Raw genomic sequence first — 15,605 nt, 5'->3', positions numbered from 1 at the left:
AGACCCGTTGCACCAGTGCAGCGGGTTTTTTTATGCCTGTAGGCCAGGCTTCAGCCTTGCGTCACCCTAGTCAGGGTAAACCCTGACCCACAACAGAGCCAAACCACAGAATAACGCTAAATCCGTAGGCAAGGCTTCAGCCTTGCAACATCTTAGTCAGGGTAAACCCCGACCTACAACACCGCACATCCCCACTCATCGCATCTGTAGGCAAGGCTTTAGCCTTGAAACAGCTAGTCAGGATAAATCCCGACCTACAACACAGCTAAACATTCATCACCATATCTGTAGGCAAGGCTTTAGCCTTGCGACACCTTAATCAGGATTCATCCTGATCCACAACACAGGGATACATCAATCATTGTTAACCGCCTATATTCAGGCTCTCTTCATAGCCGTTGTTAATCTTAGCGAACCTTTTGCTTTGTTTTAGTCTTTGCTTTAGGATCAGGGCATTATGATTGAGGTATGAAGCAACGTGATCCGTAATTTATTCCTGCTATGTGCAATGTTTATCGCCTTCTCAAGTCAGGCGATAGAAGTAAAAGGGCTGTACCAGTATCAACAGCCAGTAGATGATAAAACTCGTGCTAGCCGGGTCACGGCAAGTCAGAACGCATTATTAAATGTAGTGATCAAGGTCACGGGTGAGCCTGATGCAACGAACAACCAGGTGGTGCGGGGCGCATTATCTGATATCTCCGATTATATGACTAAATTTGAATACGGCGATAACGAAGGGCAATCATACTTAAACGTGCAATTTGACAGCAACAAGGTCAATACCTTAGTCAGAGAAGCCGGTTTGCCACTGTGGGGCAATCGCCGTCCTTTGGTGGTCATTTGGTTGGCGATTGAAGATGGCTGGCGACGGGAGCTGCTCACTGCTGATACCCACCCGCAAGTCGAGGAGTTACTGTCGGATCGTGCCTCTCGTCGCGGGCTCCCCATTGTTACTCCTTTACTCGACCTTGAAGACAGACAGCATGTCGAAGTCACTGACGTATGGGGAAATTTCAGTGACTCCCTGGACATCGCTTCGCAGCGTTATATGGCAGAACGCGTTGTGTCAGCGAGACTCTATCAAGATGAACGCTCCGGAGCGTGGGAGCTCGATTGGCGCTTTACCAATGAAGATCAGTTCGAGGCCACCCGACACAAGGGCGACAAGCAACAGGTTATTCTCGATATGGTCGACGCTCTAGCCGGTGCACTTGCCAGTGAGTATGCAATTGATGCGGCTTCTGGTTATGATGCACAGCAGCAGATGCTTAAGCTTTATAACACCACCAGTTTTGTTGATATCGAGTATGCCTTGCGGCGGTTACGTAGCCTAAGTGTGGTCACTGATGCTAACGTCAGTCATGTTGCTAAAAAGTTTATTGAAATAAATGTCAGTCATACAGGCAGTGTTGATGACTTGCGCAAAGCATTGACGCTTGATTCCTACTTTAGTGATTATCGCGACCCAGATAAGTTTTATTACTCTACTAGCAATGACGATCTTGAGTATGCGTGGCAATAACTGATGATGCAGCATTCGCAACTGGCATTGCCTGTTACTTTACCTGATGACGAAACCTACGCCAGTTACTTTGGTGGTGAAGACTCGTTAGAGGTTAATCACTTAAAAGCGGCCTTTGAACACCTAACACAGCAATTTCAGTACACCTATTTGTGTGGGTTAGGGGACTCGGGCAAATCGCATTTACTTTATGCTACTTGTATCCATGCCCAAGAGCAGGGCTTGTCCAGTATGCTTCTGTCGTTAAGTGAAGTGCAGCAGTTTGGTGCTCAGGTGTTAGAGGGGCTCGATACCCTTGATGTCGTATGTATCGATGATTTGCACTTAGTCGCCGGTGATGAGGCCTGGGAAAAAGCCCTATTCAACTTTTTTAACCGTTTTAACGAGCCGGGCAAGCTGTTGCTGATTTCCGCCGATTTATTGCCGGATATGCTTAATATTACGCTGCCGGATTTAGAGTCACGGCTGAAATGGGGCACTACCTTACAAATCCGCTCGATGAGTGATGATGATAAGGCTCAAGCATTAACAAATAGAGCAAAAATGCGCGGCTTAGAACTTTCTGATGATTGTGCACGCTTTTTATTGACGCGCTTAAGTCGGGACATGCGTGCACTCCTTGATGTATTGGACAAACTCGATCATGCCTCTATGGCAGCGCAGCGAAAGCTCACCATTCCGTTTATAAAAGCCACTTTAAAGCTATAGAAAGCACCGCTCAGGGCTAGAATCAGAGCGGCCCTTTGGTTATCATAAGTGGTTAAATAAACACTTTAAATTATCACCCTAGTCAGGTATCCGATGAACTTAGAAGCGATTTTGGCTGACGCCTTAAAGGCGGTTGATTCAGCCAGCGAAATCGCGCACCTAGAAGATGTGCGCGTAAACTACCTTGGAAAGAAAGGTGAAATTACCGGGTTACTGAAAACGCTTGGTAAAATGGCGCCAGAAGAGCGTAAGAGCGCCGGCCAAGTGATTAACCAAGCCAAGCAGCAAGTGACTGAAGCGATCAATGAGAAGCGTGAAGCGCTGAACGCAAAAGCATTAGAGCAAAAGCTGGCAGCAGAAACCATTGATGTCACCTTACCTGGGCGCAATATGGCCAGCGGCGGCATTCATCCCGTTACCCGGACCATTGAACGCATCGAATCTTTCTTCGGTGAGTTGGGTTTTGCGGTGAAGCAAGGGCCAGAGGTGGAAGATGACTTCCACAACTTTGATGCCTTGAACATTCCTGCACATCACCCGGCACGCGCGGATCACGATACCTTCTACTTCAACCCCAAGTTGGTATTACGTACGCAAACCAGTGGTGTACAAATACGTACCATGGAAACTGAGCAACCGCCTTTGCGTATTATCTCGCCAGGTCGTGTGTATCGTAACGATTACGATCAAACGCATACACCGATGTTCCATCAGGTTGAAGGTTTGATGGTGGATACAGACGTTAGCTTCACTGAGCTCAAGGGCATTTTGCACGATTTTCTTCGTAACTTTTTTGAAGAAGATATGGAAATTCGTTTCCGCCCCTCTTACTTCCCATTCACTGAGCCATCGGCAGAGGTTGATGTGAAAGGTAAAGACGGCAAATGGTTAGAGGTTCTTGGTTGCGGTATGGTGCACCCGAATGTGTTGCGTTCAGTTAATATCGACCCTGAAAAATACACTGGTTTTGCCTTTGGTATGGGGGTAGAGCGCCTTACCATGTTGCGCTATGGCGTTAATGACTTACGCGCATTTTTCGAAAATGATTTGAAATTCCTAAACCAGTTCCGTTAAGAGGTCGTGATAAATGAAATTCAGTGAAAAGTGGTTACGTGAATGGGTGAACCCGGCCATCGATAGCGACGCACTTGCGGAGCAGCTGTCAATGGCGGGACTGGAAGTAGATGCATTAGAACCAGCTGCAGGTCAGTTTAGTGGTGTGGTTGTCGGCGAAGTCGTCGAGTGTGGTCAGCACCCTGATGCCGATAAACTGCGTGTGACGAAAGTAAACGTCGGTGATGATGAGTTACTTGATATTGTGTGCGGCGCACCTAACTGTCGCCAAGGTATCAAAGTGGCAGTGGCGAAAGTCGGCGCGGTATTACCCGGCGATTTTAAAATTAAAAAGGCCAAGCTGCGTGGTCAACCGTCGCATGGCATGTTATGCGCATTCGTAGAGCTAGGTATCAGTGAAGAGGGCGATGGCATTATGGAATTGCCAGCCGATGCGCCCATTGGCACCGATTTACGTGAGTACCTAAGTCTTGATGACCATATTGTCGATGTTGATTTAACGCCGAACCGCAGCGATTGCCTGGGTATTAAAGGCTTGGCTCGCGAAGTGGGGGTGCTAAACAACCTGGACGTGAATGAACTGACGATTGCGCCAGTAGAGCCCACCATTGATGATAAAGTCAGCATTGAGCTAGTTAACGAGCAAGGTTGCCCTCGTTACCTTGGTCGCGTAATTAAGGGCATCAATCTTGATGCGCAAACGCCATTGTGGATGGTTGAGAAATTGCGCCGCAGTGGTATTCGCTCTATTGACCCTGTGGTTGATGTCACCAACTATGTGTTGATTGAGCTGGGCCACCCGATGCATGCGTTTGACTTAGCCGCCATTGAAGGTGGTATTAAGGTACGTAGTGCCAATGCTGGTGAAGAGCTGGTTTTGCTTGATGGCAACACTGCGAAACTCAATGAATCGACGCTAGTGATCGCCGATCATAATAAAGCCTTAGCCATGGCGGGTATCTTTGGTGGAGAGGGCTCTGGGGTCACCGAGAAAACCAGCGATATTTTACTTGAAAGTGCCTTCTTTAACCCTGTCGCTATTGCCGGTCAGGCACGAAGCTATGGGCTGCACACCGATGCCTCGCACCGTTATGAGCGCGGAGTTGATTTTGCGCTACAACGTGACGCCATGGAACGTGCTACGGCATTGTTACTTGATATAGTCGGAGGTCAAGCTGGTCCTGTTGTTGAGGCTGTTGCTACAGAGCAGTTACCAAAGGTCACAGCGGTTACTTTACGTCGTGAACGTTTAGACCGTGTGATTGGCTATCATATCGATGATGAAACCGTGACCAATATCCTGCGTCGTTTAGGCCTAGACGTACAATTCACAAACGGTACTTGGCAGGCCGATGTGCCCAGTTATCGCTTTGATATTCGCATCGAGGAAGACTTAATCGAAGAAGTCGCTCGGGTCTATGGCTACAACAATATTCCTAATGTTGCGCCAATGGCGAAACTTAACATGACAGCTCACAACGAAGCGTCAGTGCCGGTTAAGCGTTTGCGCGATACCTTAGTGACGCGCGGTTATCAAGAAGCCATTACTTATAGCTTTGTTGATCCCAAGGTCCAAGCTGCCATCCATGGCGATGAGCAAGCATTGCATTTGCCGCACCCTATTTCGGCGGACATGTCGGTCATGCGTCTGTCGTTGATGCCGGGGTTACTGAATGCGTTGGTGTACAACCAAAATCGTCAGCAATCACGCGTGCGCTTGTTTGAGCATGGACTAAAGTTCATGGCTGATGAACAAGCTGAAAATGGTGTGCGTCAGCAGGCCGTGTTTGGTGGCATTGTCTCGGGCACAAGTTATGGCGAGCATTGGAATGTACCAAGCCGCGCGGTTGACTTCTATGATGTCAAAGGGGACGTGGAAGCGTTACTGGCGTTATGCAATGACAGTGCGCGCTTTAGTTTCAAAGCACAGCAGTGTGATGGTTTGCACCCGGGCCAAAGTGCCGCTATCTTTGTTGATGGGCAGCAGGTCGGTTTTGTTGGTGCTGTGCATCCACAGTTGCAAAAGCAGCTTGGTATTAACGGTGCAGCCTATGTCTTTGAAATTGAAGTAGCCGCAGTGGCTAGCCGTGTTCTTCCAGAAGCTGTAGGAATATCCAAGTTCCCATCGAACCGCCGAGACATCGCGATTTTGGTGGAAGATAAGGTTCATGCTGGTGATGTTTTAGCCACTATAGAAAAAGTTGGCGGAAATCAATTGGTTGACCTAAACTTATTCGATGTGTATAAGGGCAAAGGTATCGAGCCAAATTATAAGAGTTTGGCAATTGCTCTGACACTGCAGGCGGTTGATAGAACGCTCGAAGAGAAAGATATCAACTTAGTTGTCGACAACGTCGTGGCCGCATTGGCCAAAGAGTTTAACGCATCGTTGAGGGACTAGATATGGCGCTTACCAAAGCCGACATAGCTGAACACCTATTTGAGAAGTTGGGGATCAATAAAAAGGATGCCAAAGAACTAGTTGAAGCGTTTTTTGAAGAAATCCGCTCAGCTTTAGAAAATGGGGAGCAAATTAAGCTTTCCGGCTTTGGCAACTTCGATCTTCGTGATAAGAAAGAGCGACCAGGTCGTAACCCCAAAACCGGAGAAGATATTCCTATCTCGGCGCGCCGAGTGGTCACTTTTAGACCCGGACAAAAGCTAAAAACCCGTGTTGAAGTGGGCACTAGCAAATTAAAGTAATAAAAAAGCAGCCTGAAGGCTGCTTTTTACTTTTATGGAGTTTACTTATGAGCGGGGCGAGCGGAATTGTCCGCTCATGATCTGCTCGTAAGTAGTTTGTGCTAAGGTATCTAGGCGCTCTAGGTCATGCCCGTCATCTAATGCCCTTGCGCGCAAAGGCGCAAAATCAATGTTTTCCACGCCGGCCTGTTTGGCCACCACTGCAAAGGTATACGCCAAATTATACTGTTCTTGCTGATAGAAAATATTGACCAGTGAAGTAAGCACTTCAGGATGGGGCTGTTGTTCAGCACCATTAAGCTCAAGACTACGGTATAAGTGATCCAACGTTTTTTGCGTATCCACTTTCATGTAGTAACTGGCCAGGTAAAACTGTGCATCTCGGCTGTTTTTTACTTTTGTGTCTTCTTGCATCGACAGCAGTTTTTGCAGTGCACTATTATCGTTGTTACGCGACCAGTGAAAATACAGCAGCCCTGGATGATTGCTACCACGGGTTTCATAAAGTAAGCGATTAATTTCTTTTTGTGCCGTGTGATAGCCCTTATAACGTGAGGCGGTCTTTTCTTTAAGCTTTATGTGTTCAATTTTTGAAGCGAGATTGACACATTGGCTGTAGCGTTCAAAGTCTTTTAGTAATTGGTATTTTCGCTCCAAAGTCGGCTTTTCATACTCATGAAAGCGACTTATGATCACTTCTGCGCGTTCATGTCGGCAGTGACTGTCTGTGTTTAAGTCATTACACATGGCCGGAGTTTGCTCACAGACTTCCCGCACTGTCAGGCTTGAGTCACAGCCGCTCAACGTTGTAACTAAGGCCAAGCCGATAATAAGTCGCATGGTTATTCCTTTTCTTTGTATTAGTGCGCTCACACCATCATGTTATGCGCTGAAATTGACGTTACTTTTCGTCAATGGGTGTAAAACCGCTTTAGTCATTGATTTTATTGTAGCTCAAAGCGTTATAGGGAGACACCTTGTACCCAAGAGTAATGTAGAGGTGGTTATTGCTCGCGCTTTGCATTAGAATATGCCCGCCTGCTAGGAGGTATATTGTCCTTGATCACGCTCTCACTTTGTGATGACACATTCCCTCCTCGGGCTATATCCGTTCAAAATAAATTTCAAAGGCAGAAACAATGACCTCATCTCACGAGCAAGAGTACTTGAACAGCTGGCAAGAACGCCAAGACTACGCTGAAAGTATGCAACCCATCATTGGTAAACTGTATCGCAACCGTGGTATCGAAATTGCCGTTTATGGCCGCCCTCTGGTCAACGCCAGCACCATCGATATTATTAAAGCGCACAAAACCGTGGCGCAATTTGAAGACTCTAAACTACGTCTGCGCGAAAGCTACCCGGTGTTAGAAGCGATCAGCAACATGGAACTTAGCTCTGGCCGTATCGATATTGGTAAATTGGCTTACAGCTTCCTATATAAAGATGCGGCCAAAGGTCGCTCGTTAGAAGAATTTTTAAAAGACGAGCTTGCAGAAATCACTAATCCAGGTGAGCCAAAAGCACCGCGTGATGTGGTTTTATATGGTTTTGGCCGTATTGGTCGCTTGTTAGCGCGCTTATTAATCGAAAAGTCAGGCCCGTATGCCGACTTACGTTTACGCGCCATTGTGGTACGTGGTGGTAAAGATGGGGATCTTGAAAAACGAGCTAGCCTATTGCGTCGTGATTCAATTCATGGCCCATTCAACGGCTCTATCACCATTGATAATGAGCGTAATGCCATTAAAGCTAACGGCAGCTACATTCAAGTGATTTATGCCAACTCGCCAAGTGAAGTTGATTACACCGCATATGGTATTGAAGATGCGTTAGTTGTTGATAACACAGGTATTTGGAAAGATGAAGCAGGCCTAGGCCAACACCTAGAGTCAAAAGGTGCTTCGAAAGTATTACTAACAGCACCGGCAAAAGGCGATATCAAGAACATTGTTTACGGTGTTAACAACCAAGATATCAAACCTGAAGATAAAATTGTGTGTGCTGCAAGCTGCACCACTAACGCCATTACGCCGACGCTCAAAGCCTTAAATGACAAGTTTGGTATTAAAAATGGTCACGTTGAGACCGTACACTCATACACCAACGACCAAAACTTAATTGATAATTACCACAAAGCCGAGCGCCGTGGTCGCGCTGCTGCGCTCAACATGGTTATTACCTCTACTGGTGCGGCGAAAGCTGTATCCAAAGCCTTGCCGGAACTTGAAGGTAAGCTAACCGGTAATGCTATTCGTGTGCCGACACCGAATGTATCAATGGCTATCCTTAACCTTAACTTGGAAAAGGGGACCAGTGTTGAAGAGCTGAATGCCTTCTTACGCGAGACCGCGTTACACTCGGAGCTACGCGATCAAATCGATTACACCGCTTCAACAGAAATCGTCTCTACCGACCTCGTTGGTAGCCGTTACGCTGGTGTGGTGGACTCCCAAGCAACTATCGTTGATGGCGAGCGCGTTGTGCTTTACGTTTGGTATGATAATGAGTTTGGTTACAGCTGTCAGGTTGTGCGTTGTATGCAAGACATGGCTGAAATTGCCCACCCAAGCTTGCCACGCTAATAAAAACCAAGTTAGTTCACAGCCGGTCGCTTTTTAGCGCACCGGCTTTTTTGTTGTTAATTGTTGCTCTGCAGGGGCTGTGCTAGTCTGCGAGCATCACTACTTCTCATGTCTGAAAGGATAAAGTATGAACATCACCAGTAATTTCGATAGTGGTAATATCAAGGTTATCGCCTGTGAATCGCCACTGGATATCCAACTTGAGATTAATAAAGACAATCAGTCCGCGTTTTTTCAATGGTTTCACTTTCGTCTAGAAACCACACCTTTCGTTGAACACTGCTTGCATATTAATAATCTAAAAGAGTCGGCATACCCAGAGGGCTGGGATGACTACCAAGCCGTTGCGTCCTATGATCGACAAACATGGTTTCGCGTGCCTACGCGTTATGACAACGGCACTTTGATCATTGACTTTGAACCAGAGTGTTCTCAGGTGTTCTTTGCTTATTTTGCCCCTTACAGTTATGAGCGTCATCTTGATTTAATTTATTGGGCGCAAAGTCATGCTATCTGTGATGCTGAAAACCTCGGTACCACCTTGGATGGTCGTGATATGACGGTGCTGCGTATTGGCGAGCCAAGCGCTGATAAAAAGGCGATTTGGATCACTGCTCGTCAACACCCAGGTGAAACCATGGCCGAGTGGTTTGTTGAGGGGTTATTGCATAAATTACTCGACGACGAGGACCCTCATGCGGCGAAGTTGCTATCGAAAGCAGTATTCTACATTGTTCCTAATATGAACCCTGATGGCAGTGTGCGTGGTCATCTGCGCACCAATGCTGCTGGTGTTAACCTGAATCGTGAATGGGCCACACCGAGCATGGACCAGAGCCCAGAAGTTTACCTCGTACTAAACAAAATGCGCGAAGTTGGATTGGATATGTATCTCGATATCCACGGTGATGAAGCTTTGCCTTATAACTTTGTTGCTGGCGGAGAGGGTATCCCAAGCTATGACGCTCGCCTCGAGGATTTAGAAAACACCTTTAAAGATGCGCTTTTGACTATAACACCAGAATTCCAAGATGAATTCGGCTATGACAAGGATGCCCCTGGTGAGGCTAACCTAACAGTGGCTTCTTGCGCCGTGGGTGAGGAGTTTAAAGCCTTGGCTTACACCGTAGAGATGCCATTTAAAGACAACGCTAACTTGCCAGATATAGACTACGGCTGGTCAGACAGGCGGTCCTATCAGTTTGGGCAAGACACGTTAGCCGCCATTATCGCGGTGGTTGATAAGCTAAGATAACAAAAAGGCGCGTTTAAGCGCCTTTTTTATGCTTCATTTTAATAACAAATGCTTTAACATATTCGCAACCTTGTGAGATGCTGTCATAGTTCGCAGTTAGACATAATAATAAAAGAGGAAATATACCCGTGGATGCCCTAGGAAACTTCTTTGATACCCTCGACTCCATGCTTGGTGGTTCCGTTTGGTTCCCCTATGTATTGCTTGGTGTGGGTTTATTTTTTACGATTTATCTAAAATTCCCTCAGGTTCGCTACTTCAAACATGCCGTGCGCATCGTCTCTGGTAAATATGATAAAAAATCGCACCAGGGTGATACCACGCACTTCCAAGCTCTTTCTACTGCTCTGTCCGGAACAGTGGGCACTGGTAACATCGGTGGTGTTGCTTTGGCCATCTCCATCGGTGGCCCCGCAGCACTGTTTTGGATGTGGATGACGGCATTTTTCGGCATGACCACAAAATTTGTGGAAGTAACGCTATCGCACAAATATCGCGAGAAAACCGAAGATGGCACTATGGCAGGGGGCCCCATGTATTACATGGACAAACGCCTAAACATGAAGTGGTTAGCTATTTTATTTGCCATTGCCACCGTTATTAGCTCCTTTGGTACCGGTAGTCTGCCGCAGATTAATAATATTGCTCAGGGTATGGAAGCCACTTTTGGTTTTGAACCTATGGCCACAGGGGCCGTTCTATCTATCTTACTAGCCTTAGTGATCCTTGGCGGCATTAAACGCATCGCCGCGATTACCTCGAAAATCGTACCGCTAATGGCCGCTGTCTATGTAATTGGCGCGCTCTTGGTCATTTTCTATAACATCGAGAATATAGGCCCTTCGTTTGCTTCGGTATTTACCGAGGCCTTCACAGGCTCAGCCGCCGCCGGTGGTTTCTTGGGTGCCAGCTTTGCTTATGCCTTTAACCGAGGTGTTAACCGAGGTCTGTTTTCAAATGAAGCTGGTCAGGGCTCGGCACCTATCGCTCACGCGTCAGCCAAAGCCGATGAGCCTGTATCCGAAGGCATGGTGTCAATTTTAGAGCCGTTTATCGACACTATTATCATTTGTACGTTAACCGGTTTAGTGATCTTGTCATCAGGGGTGTGGAACGAAAAATTTGATACACACTTTGAGCGCAGTTCAATGACCGTGCTGCAAGGGAACTACTCAGACCAAAGTGATGAAGACCGCACCGATCTCTACAACTACCTTAACGGTAACGGCAGTGACGTTGCGCCTTACAACGGCACTATCAACGTAATTAACGGCAAAGCTATAAATAAAGATTTCACCATTTTGCACTCACGTTCAGTGGCTGAAGACCTGCGTTTTGGCATTACTGAGCGTCACGTCTACACCGGTGAAGTGGAAGTGAAAGATGGCCAGATAGTCGACGACAGTATCAGTGTGATGGGTAAATCCCTGGTGCACTCCGCCGAGCTGACCACTAAAGCCTTTACGCGTGGCTTCTTGGGCGACAATGGTAAGTATATCGTGTCTATAGGCTTATTGCTGTTTGCTTTCTCCACGGCGATAGCGTGGTCTTACTACGGGGATAGGGCGATGACCTATTTATTGGGTTCGCGCTCGGTGATGCCGTATCGCGTATTTTATGTTGCCGGTTTCTTTTGGGCGTCATTTGCCGACACCACGTTGGTATGGAAACTTGCCGCCGTAGCCATCGTGGTGATGACCTTGCCGAACTTGTTTGGCATCATGTTACTGCGTAAAGAAATGAAAGACTCCGTAAAAGACTACTGGCAGAAATTGGAAAAAGACAAGAGCAATTAAAACCAGTACAATGAGGCGCCAGAAGGCGCCTTTTTTATGGGCGCGTAGTTGCAAATAGGAGTAAGCATGGCCATCATTTCATGTCCACAGTGCCAAAAGTCGATTTCCGACAAACATCAGTCCTGTCCCCATTGCAATATCGCTCTAGAACAAATGAACGAGCAAGACCAGCGCCGTTTAGCCGCGCGAACTAAACTGCAAAAGCAACAGGGGTTGATGAATCAATCTTTCATTGCTTTGATCTTTTTCCTTGGTGGCTTCTTAGTGTTGTATTGGCAGCAGCCTGAGCCTGGCTCATGGCAGCAAAATGCCTGTTACGGCGCCATCGTTCTCGGGTTTATCTGGTATCTAATTAATCGCGTTCGTTTGGTATTTTTGAAAAGAAAGAAGTTATGAATATTGAGCAGTTAGTCCAAGCAATTACTCCGCAAACCTTTGAGCGCCTGCAGTATGGTGCCGCCACTGGTAAATGGCCGGATGGGACACCCCTAAGTGACGAACAAAAACAACAAACAGTGCAGTTGGTCATGTTGTATCAAGCCAAAGTACTTAAAAGCGACGAGCAGTTCACCGTTGGTGAAAATGGTGAGCTAGTACAAAAATCCAAACAAGAACTTAAAAAGCAGTTCAAAGCAGACAATGAGATAGCCAGGTTTAGTGAAAATGATCTTTAAGCAGTTATTCAAACCAAAGTGGAAGCACCCTAATGAGAGCACGCGCCTAGGGGCATTGTCTCAGCTCGATAATCAACAACACCATGCTATATTGCAGCAATTAGCCAGCCAAGACCCGAGCAGTAAAGTGCGCTCGGCAGCACTAAAAAAACTCAATGACATCGATTTGTGGTGGCAGGCTTGCCAAAGTGACGCCGAGCCGGGTATTAAGCGCTTGGCCAATCAAAAAGTGGCAGAAGTGCTATTGCATTCACCTCAGGCTTTGTCGAGCGCAGATAAAGACCGATACTTAGAGCGTTTCGCCAATGAGAAAACGTTAGAGCAACTAGCATTAGCAGAGAAAACCACAGCAACGAAAGTTAAATTAATTAATCGCCTTAATAAACCGCAGCTCACCGAACAGGTGTTCAGAAGTGCAGACGAAGCCTTGCAGCTGCAGTTGTGTCCGTTAGTGATTAATGCCCAGTTAGCAGATAAGTTGGTTAAGCATGCTCAAGGCGAAGCGAAAACACGGTTGACACAGGCCATTGAAGAGCAGCAATTAGCAGCGCACATGCCACAACAGGTAGCGCAGCAGAGTAAACTCTTGTTGGCGCAGCTGAACGCTTTGCGCGATAAAAACGACTACCAACTGGTCACGACTCAATACACTCAGTTCAGCCATCAGTTTGCTCAACTAGAGACCCAGTGGCTCGATGAAGAATTGCGAGCGCAAAACGATGAGAAATTTGCCGTTTTGAAAAACAAGCTTGAGCGTCATATCGCTATTCTTGGCGAACAATATGAGCGTCAACAGGCGCAACAACAAGCGCAGCAACGCAGTGTGTTGGCATTGGCCAACTTAAGCGCGCTAGCGGAAGAGATCAGCAATGCCATGGCGCTACGTTTCGATGGAAATGAGCAAATTCAAACCGATTGGTTACATGCCAAAGTAGCGCAAGCTGAAGATATGTTGCAAAGCCCCGATTTACAGCCTGGAGCTGAGCTGACTAGTCAGCGCCAAGAGCTCAAGCGTTTATTTAAGCAAGTTGAACAACTTAGTGCCTATGAGCAAGATGTGGAGCAGTTGCGGGAGCGACTAAAGGAATATCAAGCTATGGCGGTTGCTGAAACCTCAGCTCAGCTTGATGCAGCGCTTATGCGTGAGACTGAGCTTGCGAAAGAGGTTCAACAGAGTTTGTCGGCCTTACCTAAAGAGCTTGCTGGCGTATGGCACCAATCATACCAGCAAGCTAAAAAGGCATGGTTTGCGCAGATGCAGCCACTATTAGATGCGCAGCAGCAAACCCTTAACCAAGCGCGCAAAAAGACAAAAGACTTGCGTCGTTTAATTAATCAAGGTCGCTACCGCGTTGCTTTCGGCGTGTTTAATGGGTTAGAGACGCTGTATCAAGAGCTCACCGAGCATTACCGCCAACAAGTCAGCCGAGAATATGAAAGCTTGAAGACAACCTTGAGCGAGGCTGAAGATTGGCATCAGTATGCTGGGCAATCACAGCAGACGCAGTTGCTCGAGGCCGCGCTCAAGCTGGCGCAATCACCTTGTGACGATGCCAATGAGCGTTTAGCCGCAGTGAAAAAGTTACGTAAAAGCTGGCAACTATTGGGCCCGCACGTAGAGGCGCAAGCTAAGCAAGAGTTTGAACAACAAATCGAAACCGCGTTTGCGCCCTGTCGCGACTATTTTGCTGAGCAGCAGGCACAAAAGGAGCAGGCGGTGGCTGAGCGCGAGGCGTTGATTACGCAGATGCAAACTCTCGATGCTCAAGCACAGCAAGCGGATCATGATATTGTGTCTTTAGAAGCCCAATTTAATCAGCTACTAAAGCAGTGGCGCGGTGCTAAACGGTTAGAGAGCAAGCTTTATCATAAGCTCAACAAAGCGTTCAACGAAGCACAAACGGCGATTGCTGAGCGCGTACAAGATTATTACCAGCATAATGCCAGTGCCAAAGAGGCTCTGCTTGAGCAGGCTCATCAGGCACAGCAGCAAGATGTGTTTGCCGCCACCCATACATTGAAAGACTTGCAACAACAATGGCAGCAAGTGGGCTTCGCGGGTAAGAGTAAAGAACGTAAATTATGGTTAGCGTTTCGACGTATAAACGATGCTGTTTTTGCTCAGCGTGATGAGGCCAAAGAACAGCGCCAGCAGGTACATAATGATTTGCTCAATGAGCAACAAACACAGTTATCGCAACTGCAACAACAACTGAGTGCATGTAAGGAAGCTGGGGATTACCAAGAAGTGGTGCATACTGTATCGGCGCTCAACGTAGAGCGGCCGTTGCAGGATATGAAAAAGCAACTACTGGCACAGGCCCAACAGTCGCTACATACACTTCAGGCGGCACAGCGCCATGCGCACTATCGACAGCTACGCAGTGCACTGTCGCAAGGACAGGCGGTTGATAAGCGTTGGTTAAGCGACAGCAAGCTAGCATTATCCGCTGAACAATTACTTGTTCGCCTAGAAGTGACAGCTAATATTGACAGTCCATCCAGTGACGCCAGTTTGCGTATGCAAGAGCAAGTGACCATGCTTGATGAAAAGCACCAAGGTGTGGCTTATGGCCTGGATGATTTGCTTATTGCCTGGCTTAACGCCGTTGGGGTTAATGAGCAACATCAATGTCTAGGGGAACAACAACAGCTTAATCGTATTGTTAGCGTGCTCGAAGCCGTGGAGAGTCAATGAAAAAGTTTTTAATCGTCGCCGTTTGGATACTTAGCTTAGCGGGGTGTGCGTCGCACGCCCCTGTGTCGGTTTATTCGCTCAGTGCAACGCAATTGGAGCAGAACTTGCAATCTAATAGTGAGCGTTTGCAAGGTGAGGTCGAGCTCATGGGCATGCCTATGCGCATGCAAGTGAACGATGTCGGCGTCGATATTGGCCCTAAGCAACACCCCGACAGTGTACAACTCAGTGTTGATAACACTGTATTTGTCCAAGCTTTGGCATTAAAAGTTCCTGTGCGTGTACGCTTGAGTATTGCCGCAAAGCCAGTGTTCAACAATGATGACGACGCGGTTTATCTGCAAGACTTCACTATTATTAACGCCGACGTTGATGCCATGGGGTACCGAGGCAAGCTAGCACCGCTGTCGCAACAGGTGCAAGACATCGTCACGCAAGCACTACGTCAATACCCGGTCTATACCCTCAATAGCCAAGATCCGAAGCAAGCTTTGTTATCGCGCTTTGACCTTGCTCTGGCTGTCAAACCCGGTGAAATTACCCTAACCAGCGGATTATAGTCAGCCGCCTCTGTTTATCTCCTTGCC

The 15,605-nt window shown here is 47.3% G+C and carries 13 protein-coding genes; 12 read left to right on the top strand and 1 reads right to left on the bottom strand.

The features are described 5' to 3' along the window. Positions 1–478: 478 nt before the first annotated feature. From MHM93_RS09805 to ihfA, 5 genes are all read left to right on the top strand, one after another. The gene (locus MHM93_RS09805; RefSeq protein WP_343224166.1) at positions 479–1,525 is read left to right on the top strand and encodes a DUF2066 domain-containing protein; all 1,047 of its coding nucleotides are present in this window, start codon (positions 479–481) and stop codon (positions 1,523–1,525) included. A 6-nt stretch (positions 1,526–1,531) separates the two neighbouring features. Further along, positions 1,532–2,233: a DnaA regulatory inactivator Hda gene (gene hda / locus MHM93_RS09800; protein WP_239449027.1), complete on the top strand. Its 702-nt coding sequence runs from the start codon at positions 1,532–1,534 to the stop codon at positions 2,231–2,233. Positions 2,234–2,326: 93 nt separating this feature from the next. Further along, positions 2,327–3,307, top strand: coding sequence for a phenylalanine--tRNA ligase subunit alpha (pheS, locus tag MHM93_RS09795; RefSeq protein ID WP_022943600.1), 981 nt, complete (start codon positions 2,327–2,329; stop codon positions 3,305–3,307). Positions 3,308–3,320: 13 nt separating this feature from the next. Next, entirely contained in the window at positions 3,321–5,708 is a 2,388-nt protein-coding gene (gene pheT / locus MHM93_RS09790; RefSeq protein ID WP_239449006.1) for a phenylalanine--tRNA ligase subunit beta, read from the top strand. 2 nt (positions 5,709–5,710) lie between these two features. After that, on the top strand, positions 5,711–6,010 hold the full coding sequence (ihfA, locus tag MHM93_RS09785; RefSeq protein ID WP_022943602.1) for an integration host factor subunit alpha: 300 nt from the start codon (positions 5,711–5,713) through the stop codon (positions 6,008–6,010). Between the two features lie 45 nt (positions 6,011–6,055). Here ihfA and MHM93_RS09780 read toward each other — a convergent pair whose 3' ends face one another. Next, on the bottom strand, positions 6,056–6,850 hold the full coding sequence (locus MHM93_RS09780) for a DUF2989 domain-containing protein (protein ID WP_022943603.1): 795 nt from the start codon (positions 6,848–6,850) through the stop codon (positions 6,056–6,058). A 299-nt stretch (positions 6,851–7,149) separates the two neighbouring features. On the opposite strand from MHM93_RS09780, the gene MHM93_RS09775 reads away from it, so the two are divergent. From MHM93_RS09775 to MHM93_RS09745, 7 genes are all read left to right on the top strand, one after another. Next, the gene (locus tag MHM93_RS09775; RefSeq protein ID WP_239449004.1) at positions 7,150–8,595 is read left to right on the top strand and encodes a glyceraldehyde-3-phosphate dehydrogenase; all 1,446 of its coding nucleotides are present in this window, start codon (positions 7,150–7,152) and stop codon (positions 8,593–8,595) included. Between the two features lie 127 nt (positions 8,596–8,722). Further along, on the top strand, positions 8,723–9,850 hold the full coding sequence (locus MHM93_RS09770; RefSeq protein ID WP_138588173.1) for a M14-type cytosolic carboxypeptidase: 1,128 nt from the start codon (positions 8,723–8,725) through the stop codon (positions 9,848–9,850). Between the two features lie 128 nt (positions 9,851–9,978). After that, the gene (locus MHM93_RS09765; protein WP_026110926.1) at positions 9,979–11,646 is read left to right on the top strand and encodes an AGCS family amino acid carrier protein; all 1,668 of its coding nucleotides are present in this window, start codon (positions 9,979–9,981) and stop codon (positions 11,644–11,646) included. A 66-nt stretch (positions 11,647–11,712) separates the two neighbouring features. Further along, positions 11,713–12,042 (top strand): hypothetical protein, encoded by a 330-nt coding sequence (locus MHM93_RS09760; RefSeq protein ID WP_022943607.1) that lies wholly within the window; start codon positions 11,713–11,715, stop codon positions 12,040–12,042. Then, positions 12,039–12,320, top strand: coding sequence for a DUF1315 family protein (locus MHM93_RS09755; protein ID WP_022943608.1), 282 nt, complete (start codon positions 12,039–12,041; stop codon positions 12,318–12,320). Before MHM93_RS09760 ends, MHM93_RS09755 begins: the two co-directional genes overlap by 4 nt. Beyond that, entirely contained in the window at positions 12,310–15,018 is a 2,709-nt protein-coding gene (locus MHM93_RS09750; RefSeq protein ID WP_239448994.1) for a DUF349 domain-containing protein, read from the top strand. The genes MHM93_RS09755 and MHM93_RS09750 overlap by 11 nt, the downstream gene beginning before the upstream one ends. Then, positions 15,015–15,578 carry a DUF1439 domain-containing protein gene (locus MHM93_RS09745; RefSeq protein WP_239448992.1) on the top strand — a complete coding sequence of 188 codons (564 nt, stop codon included), beginning with the start codon at positions 15,015–15,017 and terminating at the stop codon, positions 15,576–15,578. The genes MHM93_RS09750 and MHM93_RS09745 overlap by 4 nt, the downstream gene beginning before the upstream one ends. Positions 15,579–15,605 lie beyond the last annotated feature (27 nt).

This window comes from Pseudoalteromonas sp. MM17-2 (assembly GCF_022347945.1).
GTDB classification, from domain to species: Bacteria; Pseudomonadota; Gammaproteobacteria; order Enterobacterales; family Alteromonadaceae; genus Pseudoalteromonas; species Pseudoalteromonas ruthenica.
The sequence above is the reverse complement of the archived record's forward strand: the minus strand, read 5'-3'. Positions and strand labels throughout refer to the sequence as shown.

What these genes read in the sequence shown, in the direction of transcription:
- hda (WP_239449027.1), top strand. Translation starts at nt 1,532, where the DNA reads ATGCAGCATTCGCAACTGGCATTGCCTGTTACTTTACCTGATGACGAA.
- pheS (WP_022943600.1), top strand. Translation starts at nt 2,327, where the DNA reads ATGAACTTAGAAGCGATTTTGGCTGACGCCTTAAAGGCGGTTGATTCA.
- pheT (WP_239449006.1), top strand. Translation starts at nt 3,321, where the DNA reads ATGAAATTCAGTGAAAAGTGGTTACGTGAATGGGTGAACCCGGCCATC.
- ihfA (WP_022943602.1), top strand. Translation starts at nt 5,711, where the DNA reads ATGGCGCTTACCAAAGCCGACATAGCTGAACACCTATTTGAGAAGTTG.
- MHM93_RS09780 (WP_022943603.1), bottom strand. Translation starts at nt 6,850, where the DNA reads ATGCGACTTATTATCGGCTTGGCCTTAGTTACAACGTTGAGCGGCTGT.
- MHM93_RS09775 (WP_239449004.1), top strand. Translation starts at nt 7,150, where the DNA reads ATGACCTCATCTCACGAGCAAGAGTACTTGAACAGCTGGCAAGAACGC.
- MHM93_RS09770 (WP_138588173.1), top strand. Translation starts at nt 8,723, where the DNA reads ATGAACATCACCAGTAATTTCGATAGTGGTAATATCAAGGTTATCGCC.
- MHM93_RS09760 (WP_022943607.1), top strand. Translation starts at nt 11,713, where the DNA reads ATGGCCATCATTTCATGTCCACAGTGCCAAAAGTCGATTTCCGACAAA.
- MHM93_RS09755 (WP_022943608.1), top strand. Translation starts at nt 12,039, where the DNA reads ATGAATATTGAGCAGTTAGTCCAAGCAATTACTCCGCAAACCTTTGAG.
- MHM93_RS09750 (WP_239448994.1), top strand. Translation starts at nt 12,310, where the DNA reads ATGATCTTTAAGCAGTTATTCAAACCAAAGTGGAAGCACCCTAATGAG.
- MHM93_RS09745 (WP_239448992.1), top strand. Translation starts at nt 15,015, where the DNA reads ATGAAAAAGTTTTTAATCGTCGCCGTTTGGATACTTAGCTTAGCGGGG.